Source organism: Natrinema salsiterrestre (genome assembly GCF_029502005.1).
GTDB lineage: Archaea > Halobacteriota > Halobacteria > Halobacteriales > Natrialbaceae > Natrinema > Natrinema salsiterrestre.
Window position 1 is genome coordinate 819,994 of sequence record NZ_JAMQOT010000001.1, and the last position, 13,420, is coordinate 833,413.

Annotated in this window: 14 protein-coding genes; 7 read left to right on the top strand and 7 right to left on the bottom strand. The window is 66.7% G+C overall.

What is annotated here, in order from left to right:
* Positions 1–12: 12 nt before the first annotated feature.
* The gene (locus NDI89_RS04050) at positions 13–375 is read right to left on the bottom strand and encodes an Hsp20/alpha crystallin family protein (protein ID WP_277520231.1); all 363 of its coding nucleotides are present in this window, start codon (positions 373–375) and stop codon (positions 13–15) included.
* A gap of 677 nt (positions 376–1,052) precedes the next feature.
* Between NDI89_RS04050 and NDI89_RS04055 the strand changes: the two genes are divergently transcribed.
* Positions 1,053–2,375 (top strand): molybdopterin molybdotransferase MoeA, encoded by a 1,323-nt coding sequence (locus tag NDI89_RS04055; protein ID WP_277520232.1) that lies wholly within the window; start codon positions 1,053–1,055, stop codon positions 2,373–2,375.
* A gap of 84 nt (positions 2,376–2,459) precedes the next feature.
* Here the strand turns inward: NDI89_RS04055 and NDI89_RS04060 are convergent, their stop codons facing one another.
* Positions 2,460–3,587: a serine hydrolase domain-containing protein gene (locus NDI89_RS04060; protein ID WP_277520233.1), complete on the bottom strand. Its 1,128-nt coding sequence runs from the start codon at positions 3,585–3,587 to the stop codon at positions 2,460–2,462.
* 209 nt (positions 3,588–3,796) lie between these two features.
* Here NDI89_RS04060 and NDI89_RS04065 point away from each other — a divergent pair, with 209 nt between their 5' ends.
* Positions 3,797–5,713 carry a molybdopterin biosynthesis protein gene (locus tag NDI89_RS04065; protein ID WP_277520234.1) on the top strand — a complete coding sequence of 639 codons (1,917 nt, stop codon included), beginning with the start codon at positions 3,797–3,799 and terminating at the stop codon, positions 5,711–5,713.
* A gap of 176 nt (positions 5,714–5,889) precedes the next feature.
* Here the strand turns inward: NDI89_RS04065 and NDI89_RS04070 are convergent, their stop codons facing one another.
* Positions 5,890–6,180, bottom strand: a complete 291-nt coding sequence (locus NDI89_RS04070; RefSeq protein ID WP_277520235.1) for an HVO_A0114 family putative DNA-binding protein — start codon at positions 6,178–6,180, stop codon at positions 5,890–5,892.
* 160 nt (positions 6,181–6,340) lie between these two features.
* Here NDI89_RS04070 and NDI89_RS04075 point away from each other — a divergent pair, with 160 nt between their 5' ends.
* The 3 genes from NDI89_RS04075 to NDI89_RS04085 all read left to right on the top strand — a co-directional run bounded on the left by NDI89_RS04075 (position 6,341) and on the right by NDI89_RS04085 (position 8,174).
* Positions 6,341–6,685 carry a DUF7718 family protein gene (locus tag NDI89_RS04075; protein WP_425607749.1) on the top strand — a complete coding sequence of 115 codons (345 nt, stop codon included), beginning with the start codon at positions 6,341–6,343 and terminating at the stop codon, positions 6,683–6,685.
* 92 nt (positions 6,686–6,777) lie between these two features.
* Positions 6,778–7,758, top strand: a complete 981-nt coding sequence (locus NDI89_RS04080) for an ABC transporter substrate-binding protein (RefSeq protein ID WP_277520237.1) — start codon at positions 6,778–6,780, stop codon at positions 7,756–7,758.
* The gene (locus tag NDI89_RS04085; protein ID WP_277520238.1) at positions 7,755–8,174 is read left to right on the top strand and encodes a desampylase; all 420 of its coding nucleotides are present in this window, start codon (positions 7,755–7,757) and stop codon (positions 8,172–8,174) included. Before NDI89_RS04080 ends, NDI89_RS04085 begins: the two co-directional genes overlap by 4 nt.
* Positions 8,175–8,406: 232 nt before the next feature.
* Here NDI89_RS04085 and NDI89_RS04090 read toward each other — a convergent pair whose 3' ends face one another.
* From NDI89_RS04090 to NDI89_RS04100, 3 genes are all read right to left on the bottom strand, one after another.
* Positions 8,407–8,847: a hypothetical protein gene (locus NDI89_RS04090; protein ID WP_277520239.1), complete on the bottom strand. Its 441-nt coding sequence runs from the start codon at positions 8,845–8,847 to the stop codon at positions 8,407–8,409.
* A 152-nt stretch (positions 8,848–8,999) separates the two neighbouring features.
* Positions 9,000–10,076, bottom strand: coding sequence for a DUF7972 family membrane protein (locus NDI89_RS04095; protein ID WP_277520240.1), 1,077 nt, complete (start codon positions 10,074–10,076; stop codon positions 9,000–9,002).
* 244 nt (positions 10,077–10,320) lie between these two features.
* Entirely contained in the window at positions 10,321–10,575 is a 255-nt protein-coding gene (locus NDI89_RS04100) for a DUF7533 family protein (RefSeq protein ID WP_277520241.1), read from the bottom strand.
* Positions 10,576–10,711: 136 nt separating this feature from the next.
* On the opposite strand from NDI89_RS04100, the gene NDI89_RS04105 reads away from it, so the two are divergent.
* Complete coding sequence (locus NDI89_RS04105) at positions 10,712–11,317, top strand: riboflavin synthase (RefSeq protein ID WP_277520242.1); 606 nt, start codon at positions 10,712–10,714, stop codon at positions 11,315–11,317.
* A 75-nt stretch (positions 11,318–11,392) separates the two neighbouring features.
* Positions 11,393–12,316 (top strand): NAD-dependent epimerase/dehydratase family protein, encoded by a 924-nt coding sequence (locus tag NDI89_RS04110; protein WP_277520243.1) that lies wholly within the window; start codon positions 11,393–11,395, stop codon positions 12,314–12,316.
* A 46-nt stretch (positions 12,317–12,362) separates the two neighbouring features.
* On the opposite strand, the gene NDI89_RS04115 is transcribed toward NDI89_RS04110, so the two are convergent.
* Positions 12,363–13,385, bottom strand: a complete 1,023-nt coding sequence (locus NDI89_RS04115; protein ID WP_277520244.1) for a PrsW family intramembrane metalloprotease — start codon at positions 13,383–13,385, stop codon at positions 12,363–12,365.
* Positions 13,386–13,420: the final 35 nt, after the last annotated feature.

Sequence of the window (13,420 nt, forward strand, 5' to 3'; positions counted from 1 at the left end):
GGTCACCCCGTGTTAGCCGTCCTCGTCGACGATATCGATCGTCGTCTCCCCGCCGGCACCGCGTTTCGGGAGCCGCAACTCGAGGACGCCGCGGGTGACCGTCGCCTCGGCGCTCGCGTCGGATGCGTCCTCGGGGAGCGGGAGGTCGACGTCGCGGAACAGCGACCGATTCTCCTCGACGTACTGGTAGTCGCCGGTGGGCTCTTTCTCGCGGTGGGCGTCGATGAAGATCCGTCCGTCCTCGATCGCGAGGTCAAGCGACTCGGCGGAGACGCCGGGGACGTCGAGTACGAGCAAATAGGCGTCCTCGCTCTCGAGCAGATCGAAGAAGACGTCCTCGGAGAGGTCCCGCAACGCGTCGCGGAGCGCTGACATGGATACGGGTTCGAACGCCGATACGAAAAACCCCGCGGTCGCGGCGATCCGTCGACGGCCTGCGAGCGATCCGTGGCTCTCACCGGCTGCCTCGCAGAGCGGGAATTCCATATCACGTCGAGCCGACCGGCCACTGTTGAGTGGCGCGCGCTGTCAGGTGGCCGAGCGAGGCCACCTGACGATGCTGCGCGAGGGATGAGCGAATGAACGAAGTGAATGAGTGAATCGGCTGGGGAGGGCGTGGAAATTCCGTGTTGCCGCGATAGTTGGACGCTTTCGTTGCCATCACTCTCGAGCCGAATCCGTCCTCGAGTACAACGATCTATTTTGGACAACCGAGTAATAAACCACCCCAGAAGAAAGTAGACAGGTCCGCCATCGTGGCACCAGGGGGTCACCACGCCCTCCCCAGCCGATTCGCTCACTCCGTTCGCTCATCCCTCGCGCAGTGTCATCGGCCGCCTTCGCTGTACTCGCGGTTCCCGTCGGTCACCGCTCGTTTCCGAGGCGCTCAGACGGCCTGCTCACGGATCGCTTCGCTCTCCGTTCGCTTCCGAGGCGCGACCATCGGAAGCGCCTCGCCGACAGCGCGCGCCACCGCAAGCTGCCCCCTCGAGTCGGACGGTCGAACCGCGGGTTCCCCCACGTTTTTGCCGTCCGGCGACTCGCATCCTCGTATGGAAGGAGCCGACCGCGAGCGCACGGAGGCCGGGTTCAAGGTACGGACGCCGGTGGACGAGGCGCGCCGCATTCTCAGGGAGACTGTCGAGGGGACCGGGGACGGTGATTCGGACGTGCCCTGCGGGACCGAAACCGTCGACGTCGACCGCGCGGACGGCCGCGTCCTCGCAGCGCCGGTCGCGTCCGCTCGAGACGTGCCCCACTACCGGCGGGCGGCGATGGACGGCTACGCCGTTCGGGCCGCGGACACGTTCGGGGCCAGCGATCGATCGCCCGAAGTGCTGCGGATCACCGAACCCGCGGGCGGTTTCGACGGGGACGAGCACGCCACCGCCGACCGCATCGATCCCGGAACGGCCGCGCGGGTCCACACCGGCAGCGCGCTCCCCGAGGGAGCCGACGCGGTCGTCATGATCGAACGAGTCACCGAAGTCGACTCGGTCGGCGAGCTCGAGGTCGAGGACGCGGTCGCGGAGGGGGAAAACGTCGCACCGGTGGGAGAGGACATCGAGGAGGGCCAGCACCTCTACGAGGCGGGCCACCGACTTCGCCCGTCGGATCTCGGACTCCTGCGCTCGGCCGGCTACGGGCGCGTCGCGGTGGCCCAACAGCCGAAAGTAGGGGTGATCCCGACGGGCGAGGAACTCGTCGACGGGGATCCCGACCCCGGCGAAGTCGTCGAGACCAACGGGCTCACCGTCTCGCGGCTGGCCCAGCGCTGGGGCGCTCGCGCGACCTACCGCGACGTCGTCACCGACGATCCCGAGTCGCTTCGGGTCGCCATCCAGCGCGACCTGACGAAAGACGTCGTCGTCACGACAGGGGGCTCCTCGGTGGGCGAACGCGACCTCCTGCCGGAGGTGATCGACGAGCTGGGCGAAGTCGTCGTCCACGGCGTCGGGCTCAAGCCCGGCCATCCCGTCTGTCTCGGAGTCGTTCAGGACACCCCGGTGCTCGCACTACCGGGCTATCCCGTCGCCTGCATCGTCAACGCCGTCCAGTTCCTCCGGCCGGTCCTGCGCTGGCTCGAGGGAACCACGCCCGATCCACACCCCACCACGCGGGCCCGACTCGAGCGCAAGATTCCGAGCGAACCCGGGACGCGAACGTTCGCGCGGGTACAACTCGAGGCGCGCGACGAGAGGGACGGAGACGATCACAGCGAACCGGGATACGCCGCGATTCCGACGCGAGCGAGCGGCTCGGGCGTGCTCTCGAGCGTCGCGCTGGCCGACGGCTGGGTGGTCGTCGACGACGACCGGGAGGGGATTCCGGCCGGCGAGACGGTTAACGTCGAGGACTGGGAACCGAACGGCTGACCGTGACGAGCGTCGTGTTTTCCTCGCGACCTCGTGACGCGCAGAATGGAGAGCCGCGACTACGGTCCGGTGATCGAACCCGGACTACCGAAGCGCCTGCCGAACCGCGTCCGCCAGCCCGTTCACGCGGGCGACGTGTTCGTAGGACCCCTCGCGAACCCCGTTCGTCACGTACGAGAAGCCGATATTTTCCTCGGGGTCGGCCCAGCCGACGCTACTCCCCAGACCGGCGTGCCCGAACACGTGATCGGGCGAGAGCGAGCCGTACGGCGCGACCGTCGTGCCGCCCTTCCAGAAGCCGAGCGCGAATCGCCCCTCGCGACCGATCGTGCCGTCCGCGTCCGTCTCGGCCTGTACTTGCGCCAGCTGCTCGACGGTCTCGGGTTCGAGAACCCGAGTGCCCTCGAGTTCGCCGCCGTTGGCGAGGCAGGCGTAGAACCGGGCCATGTCGCCGGCGGTGCCGATCCCGTTGGCGGCGGGGATCACGGCGCGGTGGATCTCCTCCGCGTTGAACGGGGCCGCGACCTCGGCGTTCTCGCCGAGTCCCTCCCCGGGATCGCGACAGCGGTCGAACGCTTCGAAGCCGACCAGCGTCGCCACGTCGTCGTCCTCGTCCTCCCGGAGCCCGATCCCGGTGTCGTCCAGCCCGAGCGGGTCGAACACGCGCTCTTCGGCGGCTTCTTCGATCGGCGTGCCCGAAACCCGACGGACGAGCTCGCCGACGAGCCAGCCGAACGTGAGGGCGTGGTAGGCCGGCACCTCACCGGGCGGGTAGTTGGGCTCCATCTCCTCGAGTTTCTCCACCGCGGCGTCCCAGTCGCCCCAGAGGTCGGGTCGGTCGTCGATCTCGCCCTGATTGAGCCCCGCGGTGTGGCTGAGCACCTGTCGAACGGTGATCTCGGCCTTTTCCGTCCCGTCGTCGGCGAACTCGGGCCAGTGGTCGACCACTCGGTCGTCGTAGTCGAGCTTCCCCTCCTCGACGAGCGAGTGCAGGGTCACCGCGGCGTAGGGTTTCGTACTCGAGAAGAGGATGTGACGCGTCTCGCGAGTCTCATCCGGGCCGTCCGGCGATTCGACGCCGCCCGCGAGGTCGATCACGGGCTCGCCGTCGACGTAGACGGCCAGCTGCGCCCCGTGGTGAAGCCCGACCTCGAGGTGGCGATCGAAGAGGGCGGCGATGCGCTCGCGGTCCGTTTCGGAAATTCGTGACATGGGTCGGTACTCTTCGGGCTGGTGCTTAATGGTTGCCGTACGAGAACATATCACAGCCACGACGCGGCGAGTTTCTCGAGTAGTCGTCGAACGTCATCGCACTCCCGCTCGCGAATCAGCGGCCAGTACCGTTCGCGCTGGCCGCTCGAGTGGGAGCGGTGAGTGATCGTTTCAACGACTACTATAGCCCCGGCGTCCGAAGGTCCGCTATGAACCGCAAGGAGTTTCGCGATCTCGCGTCCCCCGACGAGGCGCGCGAGGCGATCGACTCGCTCTCGCTCGAGGGGGGTATCGAGCGCGTGTCCCTCGAGGACGCGCGCGGTCGGGTGCTCGTGGCACGACTCGACGCCGAGCTCGACGTCCCCGGCTTCGACCGGGCGAGTATGGACGGCTACGCCCTCCGGGCGCGGGACACGTTCGGCGCGGACGAGGCCGATCCCGCTCGCCTCGAGATCGTCGGCGAGGTCCACGCCGGTGCGGAGCCGGACGTCGCGCTCGAGGCGGGCGAGGCGGCGGAGATTTCGACCGGCGCGGTGATGCCCGACGGCGCCGATGCGATGGTTCCGGTGGAGCGAACCGATACCGACGCTGGCGGCGATGCGGTCCTGATTCGGACGTCAGTCGCACCCGGCGACAACGTCATGTTCGCGGGCGCGGACGTCGCCGCCGGCGAGCGCGCGCTCGGTCCCGGCACGACGATCACGCCCCGCGACATCGGTCTGCTGTCGGCGCTGGGGGTCGACGAGGTCCCGGTTCGAGCGAAACCGCGCGTCGGCATCGTCTCGACGGGGGACGAACTCGTCCGGCCGGGCGACGACCTCCACAGCGAGCGCGGGGAGATCTACGACGTCAACAGCTATACGATCGCAGCGAGCGTCGAGGACGCCGGCGGCGAGGCGGTCCTCTACCCCCACGCCGGCGACGATCGGGACGAGATGGAGCGAATCCTCCGCGAGGCCGCCGCGGAGTGCGACCTCGTGCTCTCCTCGGGCTCGACCAGCGCGAGCGCGGTCGACGTCATCTACCGCGTCATCGAGGAGCAGGGGGAGCTACTGTTACACGGCGTGAGCATCAAGCCGGGAAAACCGATGCTGATCGGGCGGCTGGACGACAGCGCGTACGTCGGCCTGCCGGGCTACCCCGTCTCCGCGATGATGGTCTTCCGGACCTTCGTCGCGCCGGCGATCCGCGAGGCCGCCGGACGTCCCGAACCCGCGGCCGCGACCGTCACGGGACGCCTGGCTCGAGAGGAGCGCCACGACCAGGGTCGCCACCGGCTCATGCCCGTCGGGCTGGTCGAGAGCGGGCCGTCGGAGACGGCCCGAAACGGAGGCGGAGAATCCGCCGAAGGGGACGGCGACGGCGAGACGCTCGTCTACCCCGTCGACAAGGGCAGCGGCGCGACGACGAGCCTCGCCGACGCCGACGGCGTCGTGGAAATCGGCCCGGAAACGGACTACCTCGAGGAAGGCGAGTCCGTCACGGTCACCCTGTTTTCGCCCGACGTCCGGCCGCCGACGCTGTTCGGCGTCGGCGAGGACGACCCCGCGTTTTCGCGAGTCCTCGACGGCCTCGAGAACCCGCGCTACCTCGCGGTCGGCAGCCGACCCGGCCTGCGACGGCTCCGCGAGGGCGTCCCCGACGTGGCGGTGGTCGCGGGCCCGCTTGACAGAGACGTCCAGGCGGACAATATCGGCCAATGGGACCGCGAGTGGGGCCTCGTCGTCCGGGCCGGCAATCCCGACGAGATCGAGGGGCTCGCGGACCTGGTCGATCGCGACCTCCGCTTCGTCAATCGGACGACCGACTCCGGGCTGCGCTCGAGCCTCGGCGGTGCGGTCGCCGACCTCGCCGAGGAACGGGGAACGGACCGCCGCGAGATCGTCGACGCGATCGACGGCTTCGACCTCGGGCTCCGCGCCCACGAGAGCCCCGCCCGAAAGGTCATCGCGGGCGATGCCGACGCCGGCCTGGGGCTGCGCGAGACCGCCGACCGCCTCGATCTCGGCTTCGTCTCCCTCGGCGAGCAGCCGGTGCGCGCCCTCGCGAACCCCGATCGGACGGGGAAGGAGGGGGTGCGGGAGCTCGAGCGAGCGCTCGAGGACGAGTCGTCCGTACAGCGATAACGGTGAAGAACATCGTTCGATGATCCTACCTTTGTGGTGTTATAGTCGTCATTGCAAGTCATTGCACACCCGATCGCACGATAGCTGTGCGATCAGTGTGTAAATAGTTGCGGGGACTACTATAGCCGAAGTTCCGTGAGAACGGCGGAGATGTATGAAAAGGGAGGCTGCGTCTCTCAGAGAAGGGGTTCGACAACTACGGTCTGGTGTTTCGCTTTGGGAACCTTTCGTTTGCCGTTGCGCTCGAACGTGACGAGATCGTGTCCGGCGAGGAGTTCCAGATCGTGGCTTACGGCACCCTTGTCGCGATCCACGTCCTCGGCGAGTGAACGAACGGACCGAACGTCGTCGTCCTCGATGAGACGGCTGAGGAGTTCGCGCCGCTTCGGTGTTAAAACCTCAGTGGCACTCTCTGCGTCGAGGATGTAGACGTCCTCGAATCCCTCTTTTGCAAGCGCTCGTGCCATGCGAGCGCGTTTTTCTTCCGTGGAACGGTGAACAGACATTGTGGAAGCTATCGGATGTGATACCGTTGTACTGAACCTCAATACATGTTTGCCCTTGTATGATTCTCTGCGGCTCTCACCTCATCCTATTACTCCCCGATAAATATCCTTTGGGGCTAAGATTAAGTATCCACATCGCACTTGCTTATTTAAAGAAACGGCGCAAGAGTACGGATACAAGCTCGCCTCATTTCAAGGCCATGAGTTTTCTCTCCGTGTGTCCGCATCTCCCTCACTGGACGACGTCGAGGCGTTCGCAGTCACGGTCTACTACAGTCTCTCTACGAGAGAAAACGTCGAGATCGCGCGCGTCGATACAGCACATGGATTCACGCACTTCGATCGACTCTACCGCCGTGACCAACCGAAAGAGCCAGTCGAATGGGATTGGCAAAAAGCCGAAGAAGAACTTCGTGAGAACTGGCGGCGCTACGCGAAAAGCTACGACGATGCTTACGGCCTGTGACTCCGTGAGGATAGATAGAACGGTTAATTAGCCGAAACTCTTTCAAAGGATCGAGGCCGCTGTTTTTGGTCGCTCGCCTCCTACGAGCAGTCATGCGAATCGTCACGACGCTTCCCTCGGCGACCGAGACCGTCGCCGCACTCGGTTGCGAGCCGGTCGGCGTCTCCCACGAGTGCGATTATCCGCCGAGCGCCGCATCGGTGCCCGCCGTCACCAGCTCGCGAATCGACGCGTCGGGCTCGAGCGGCGAGATCGACCAGCAGGTCCTCGAGACCGCCGACACCGAGGACGGCGTCTACGACGTGGATATCGAGACGCTCGAGGAACTCGACCCGGACGTGATCGTCACGCAGGGGATGTGCGACGTCTGTGCGGTCGACGTGGCGGTCATCGAGGACGCCGTCGACCGAATTCGGGCGGATCCCGAGATCGTGCCGACCGATCCCCACAGCGTCGGCGACGTGCTGGACGATCTCGAGCGGATCGGCCGCGCAGTCGACCGCGAGGAACGCGCCCGCGAGGTGCGCCGGGAGCTCGAGTCGCGGATCGATGCGGTTCGGAACCGAACTGCGGACGTCCCCGCCGAGGACCGACCCCGCATCGCGATCTTCGACTGGACGGATCCCGCGATGATCGCGGGTCACTGGACTGCCGAACTCGTCGACTGGGCCGGCGGCGAGTACGGGCTGGCCGACGTCGGCGATCGCTCGCGCCCCCGCGAGTGGGACGATATTCGGACGTACGATCCCGAGGTCGTGATCGTCGCGCCCTGTGGGTTCGACCTCGAGCAGATCGCGGAGAACCGAACGGATCTCACCGAGCGCGAGGGGTGGGACGACCTCACCGCGGTTCAAGACGGCCGCGTCTGGGCGATGGACGGCGACCACTACCTCAACCGGCCCGGCCCGCGGCTCGTCGACACGCTCGAGGCGCTCGCACCGATCGTCCGGCCGGAGCTGTTCGACGGACCGGCCGCGGACGTCGCAGTGCCGTTCGAGGCGCTCGAGGGGGTCGAGTCGGACCGCGACCCCGCCGACACCGAGTCCCGAGCCGAGGTCGACTCGAGCCCGTGATCGTCCTGCCGACCGCCGTTCGAGAGACGATCCTCGAGCGCGCTCGCGAGGGCGACCCCGACGAGATCTGTGGCGTCCTCGGCGGGGAGTACGAACCGGACGGCGAGAGCCGCGTCCGCTCGCAGTATCCGGCCGAAAACGTCGCCGCAACGCCGCGGACGCGGTACGAAATCGATCCCGAGGACCAGCTGGCGATCTTCGACCGGCTCGAGGACCGCGGCGAGGAGATCGTCGGTTTCTACCACTCCCACCCTCGTGGCCCGCCCCGTCCGAGCGCGACCGACGCCGCGCAGGCCGCGTGGCCGGATCGGTCGTACGTGATCGTCTCGCTCGAGCCGTTCGAGGTGGGATCGTGGCGGTGGCAGGCGGACGGTACTGACGGAGAGTTCGAGCGGGAACGGGTCGTCGTCGACTGATCGGAGACCGGTCTCGCAGGACGACATCCACTAGCAAAAGCGCGTCGTACCGGGTGCCCCCGCTCCCGGCGACGCGGACGGTTGCCGGCTCCCGTCACTCGACGGTTGGCACTCGTCGAATGTCATTCTTTCGCAGGTCGCGAGTGACAGTCGCGACGGAGTGACAGTGTGACTGGACTCCGTTCGGTCGTCGTTCGAACGGATACCGAAGCGACTCCCGCAGCAGTCGGTGTCACTCGTCGTCGGCGTCCTCGAGTTCGTCCGCCCTCGCTCTCGCGTCCGCAGCCTCTTCCCGGAACTCCTCGATCCGCTTTTGCAGCTCCTTGCCGGCGGTGTACGTGAACTCGTCGGGCATCATTCCGTACTCGATGTCGAGCGTGATCATCGTGTCACAGCCCTCGACGATCTCCGGCGCCCAGCTCCCTCGCGCCAGCTTGGACTCGTCCGTGATCATCGCCTCGCCGTCCTCGACGTCGATGAACGCGCTCACGATGTTCCAGATGTTCGGGTCGCTCGAGCTGACCTCGTCGAACAGTCCCTCGAGTCGCGAGTCTTTGATTTCCTCGTCGCGCAGTTCCGCGAGCAGGTCCTCGAGCGCGTCCGCGATTTCCTCGTACTCGGCGGCCTCTTCGCGGAGATCGGCCGGTGATTCGTCCGAATCGGTCCCCGTCATCGCGACTCCCCCGTTTCGTCGGCGTCGGCGATCATATACCGAACGGTAACGGCTTGGAGACCGTAAACGTACGCTTCCGGTCCGCGATCCGACGGAGAATCGTCGTCCGCGCCTCACCGGTTTCGATCGGGTCGCGAGACGGATCCGTCTCTTCAACCGTCGTCGCTTCCCTCTCTATCGTACGCCGTTTCTCGAGTCGCGTCCAGCACGAACGGCCCTTCCTCGGGCGTGCGTTTCGTTACGTTCGCGGCCCGGAGGACGTAGGACGTGAGGACGGCGTAGGGCGCGAGCGCGATCGTGTAGGCGAAACTGATGAAGACGGTTAGCGGCGTGTAGCCGAGGACGGTGACGTCCGGAAACAGCCCCGAATCGAGCGCGAGCAGGACGTAGGTAATGAAGACGATCGTCGGCAGCGAGACGGTCAGCAGCGTCGTCGAGAGGTCCGAGAGCTCGAGCTTGTAGTACAGCGTCTTGAAGTACTCCCGACAGACCATGAGCGTGTGCAGCGTGTCCATGATGTCCTCGATAACTCGCTTCTCGGCGGCGGTGAGCTCCTCGCCGTACTTCGCGAGGATCCGCCGCGCCTGGTAGAGCTGCCACGACGAGTCGTAGTTCAGTCCCGTGAGGAGTTCGTCGGTCGAGCCGTTCGGGACTCGAGCGAGGGTCGTCAAGACTTCCTCCGTGTTCGCGTGGATATCGGCCTGTAGCCGATCTACCTCTTCGCGGTACTCCCGGCCCGCCGCCCCCTCGAGGCGCTGTAACTCGTCCGCTCGCTCCTTGATCGACCGGAGAACGACCGCGGTGAACTGGCCCGGCCGCGCCGGGCTCACGTCCACGATGTCCCGGGCCTCGAGCTGGCCCTGGAAGTCGATCGTCGTGTCGACGCGCTCGGACTGATCGCCCAGCGAGGTGAGTTCCTGCGAGATGCCGACCGCGGCGATCGAGACGACGATCGAAACGAGCAGGATCGTGCCCGAAAGCAACGTGTTGAACACCGTCTGGACCATCGTCGTCTCGCTGAGGAGGTCCTGATACTCGAGCGGCCAGAGCCCGCTCATGACGAGCAACACGGTGAAGACGGCCGCGAGCAACGCGGCCGCGACCCGCTCGCGGTTCCCGTCGAACAGGACCCACCGCTTGACTCTGTTCTCGCTCGAGCGGTCGATTCGCCGGCTCGAGGGGCCGACGCGATCCCGGGCGGAGCGGAGCAGTGACTCGCCGTCGGTCATCGGTAGATGGCCGACAGTCTCGACGGGTAAATAGCTACTACCGGGTGTCGCTCGCCGTACTTTCCGGACCGGACTCGCCGCGAGAGGAGGAAGGCCCGCCGTTCCGGGAGAGATGTCCGGCCGGCCGTCGCTTCGGGACTGTAGCGACCGCTCGCGGACGATACCGGTTGTCGGGAGCTCGTTTCGAGCGGTCCAGAATTCGGCCCGAAAGACCGCGACGACCGACGAGCGATGCCTCCCGGCGCTACCGATCGTCGTCCGGCTCGGACTCGGGCTCTTCGGCGACCGTTCTGACGACCCGCTTGGCGAGGAGTTCCGGGACATCGGTCGGCATCGTCAGGAAGTGTTGAATCGCGACGAGCCCGATCGCGAGCCCGATGAGCGCCGCGCCGACCGCCGTCTCTCCGCGAACGAACAGGAAATCGAGCCCGGCGAGCGCGGCGGGGATGGCGAAGACCAGGGTACCCGCGAGTTTGATCGTATCGATGATGCCGGTCATACGGTGGAGTAGCACCGGGATTGTCAAAAGGACGACGACTGCCAGCGATCGCCCGCGGCTCGAGGGCGCTACGTCACGGAACTGGAACGCGTCCCGGATTCGGAGCGCCTTTATTCGTCGGCCGGTATGTCGAGGTATGTTCACGGGAATCGTCGAGGAGACCGGCGAGATCGTCGCTCGAGAGCGGACCGACGACGGCCTCCGGCTGGAGATCGCCGCCGACGAGGTCGCGACGGGACTCGAGCACGGCCAGAGCATCAGCGTCAGCGGCGCGTGTCTCACGGTCGAGGCGTTCGTCGAGGGCGAGCGGTTCGAGGTCTTCCTCGCGACGGAGACCGTCGATCGAACCTATCTCGGCGACCTCGCGGCGGGCGACGCCGTCAACCTCGAGCGGGCGATGCCGGCGGACGGCCGATTCGACGGCCACGTCGTGCAGGGCCACGTCGACGCGGTCGCGACCGTTCGGAACGTCGAATCGGTGGACGAAGACTGGTTCTTCGAATTCGACCTGCCGGAGGGGTACGACCGCTACGTCGTTGAGAAGGGTTCGATCACGCTCGACGGCATCAGCCTGACGGTCGCGAATCTGGACGCCGAACACGGGCGGGTGACCGTCGCGATCATTCCGACGACCTACGACCTGACCACTCTCTCGGAGAAAGAGCCCGGCGATCCGATCCACCTCGAGGTCGACGTCCTCGCCAAGTACGTCGAACGGCTGCTCGAGGCGCGCTTCGACTGATGACCCGTTTGCGGCTGCGTTTCGGCGAACGGTGTTCGGAACCACTGTTTAGTGGATAGACGTTGGATCGCCGCTATGTCCCAATCACGGACGCCCGAGTTCGACCACGACGTAGACACCGCGATCGTCACGGGCGCGACCGGCGACGTCGGCTCGTGGGTCGTCGATCGACTGGCGGATCGGGGCGTCCACGTCGTCGGGCTGGACCTCGAGCGGCCGGACGGCGTGCGGGCGAACGCCGAGTTCCGGGCCGTCGATCTGACCGAACAGGGGCCGACCTGGGAGACGATCGACGAGGTCGATCCCGACGCGGTCGTCCACCTCGCTGCGATGTCCGATCCTCGCGCTACGCCCGGGACGCGGCTCTTCGAGAACAACGTGACGAGCACGTACAACGTGCTGGTCGCGGCCGGCCGAGCGGAGACGGACGTCGTCTGGACGTCCTCGCAAGCGACGTACGGGGCGCTGTTTTCCGAGACCGAGTGGACGCCCGACTCCCTGCCGATCGACGAGACTCACGACCGGCGTCCCGAGGATCCCTACGGGCTCTCGAAGGTCTGCGGCGAGGAGACCGCACGGGCGACCGCGCGCCGGTACGGGATCTCGGTGACGACGATTCGGCCGGCGACGATCTTCTCGCCGGACGGGGATCGAGCGCGGCCGTCCGAGGACGGCGCGGACCTCTCCGAGGAGGCGACGGGCGGCAACTTCGGTTCTTACGTCGACGTCCGCGACGTGGCCCGCACGGTGGAGGCAGCGCTCGCGAGCGATCACGAGGGTCACGAAGCGGTGCTGGCGGTCGCCGACGAGAACTACCTCGGGCGGCCCACGGCGGAACTCGTCGAGGCGGTCTGCGGCGAGCTGCCGGCCGACTGCGACCTCGAGGGCAGGGAGTCGGCCCTCTCGAACGCGAAGGCCGCCGCGCTGCTCGACTGGACGCCGGCCTATTCGTGGCACGACGGCGGTACGGACGAGTCGTCGGGACCGATCTGGGTGTGAGACCACGTCGCTTCGAACAGGGGACGATCGGTATCGAGACCGACGGTCAGCGCTGTGGCGGCTCGAACTCCGTCAGCTCCGGCCGGGAATCGCCGTCCACGTCGCTCGTGGCGGTCTGATACCGCCGGCGGTAGCGGGAGATCTTGCGGTAGAGATAGAAGCCGATCGCTGCGTCGTAGAGGACGACGTAGCAGACGAACGCGATGCCGTATCCGACGGGAAGGACCTCGGTAAGGATACCGGGGGCGATCCCGACGGTGACGTTGTAGGTGCCGTGGACGAAGGCAGCGACGAGCAGCCCCTTGATGACGATCGGGCCGGCGTACTCGCGGTTGAATTTGGCGAGTCCGAGGTAGTAGCCCGCGATCGCCGAGTAGATCACGTGACCGGGTCCGGCCAGCGCTCGGACCGTCGCGATCCCGCCGGCGGTGACGAACACGCCCGCTTCCGGATCCGCCTCGCCGACGACCCGGCTGATGTAGATCGCGTTCTCGATGGCGGCGAACCCGAGCCCGGCGACGGCCCCGTAGACCGCGCCGTCGATGACGGCGTTGAAGCTCGTGCTCCGGTAGGCGAATACCCGGACGGCGAGCAGCTTCACCGTCTCCTCGACGGGGCCCACGATGAGGTAGAAAAAGAGGAGACTCCCGACGAATCCGGCACCGAATATCGGCCGCGTCACGGAATTGACGACCGCGGCGAACGTCGCGAACAGGATCGCCAGCAGGAAGGTCGCGACGAGCAACCGAAGCGGCTCGCTCGTCGTGATATCGGCGTACCAGATGTACGCCGCGAGCAATCCCGCGGGAACCACCGAGAGCGCGAAGAAGACGGCGAGGAACGGATCCTCGCGGACGAGTGTCGCGGGCGAGATCAGCAACGAGAGCGTGATCGCGATCGTAATCAACAGGACGATCCCCCGAAAGCCGTAGCTCGCGGCGTTGTAGATCGTGTACGCGAACAGATCCACGATCGATCGGGGTTCCCACGTCGAGACGTCGTAGAGGTCAGTCGACCCATCGCCGGTTCGCTCCTCGGCCCGTTCGACCGGGTCGCGCCTTCGCTGCATGGTCACATGTATACGCGCCCGCCCGGTATAGGTTC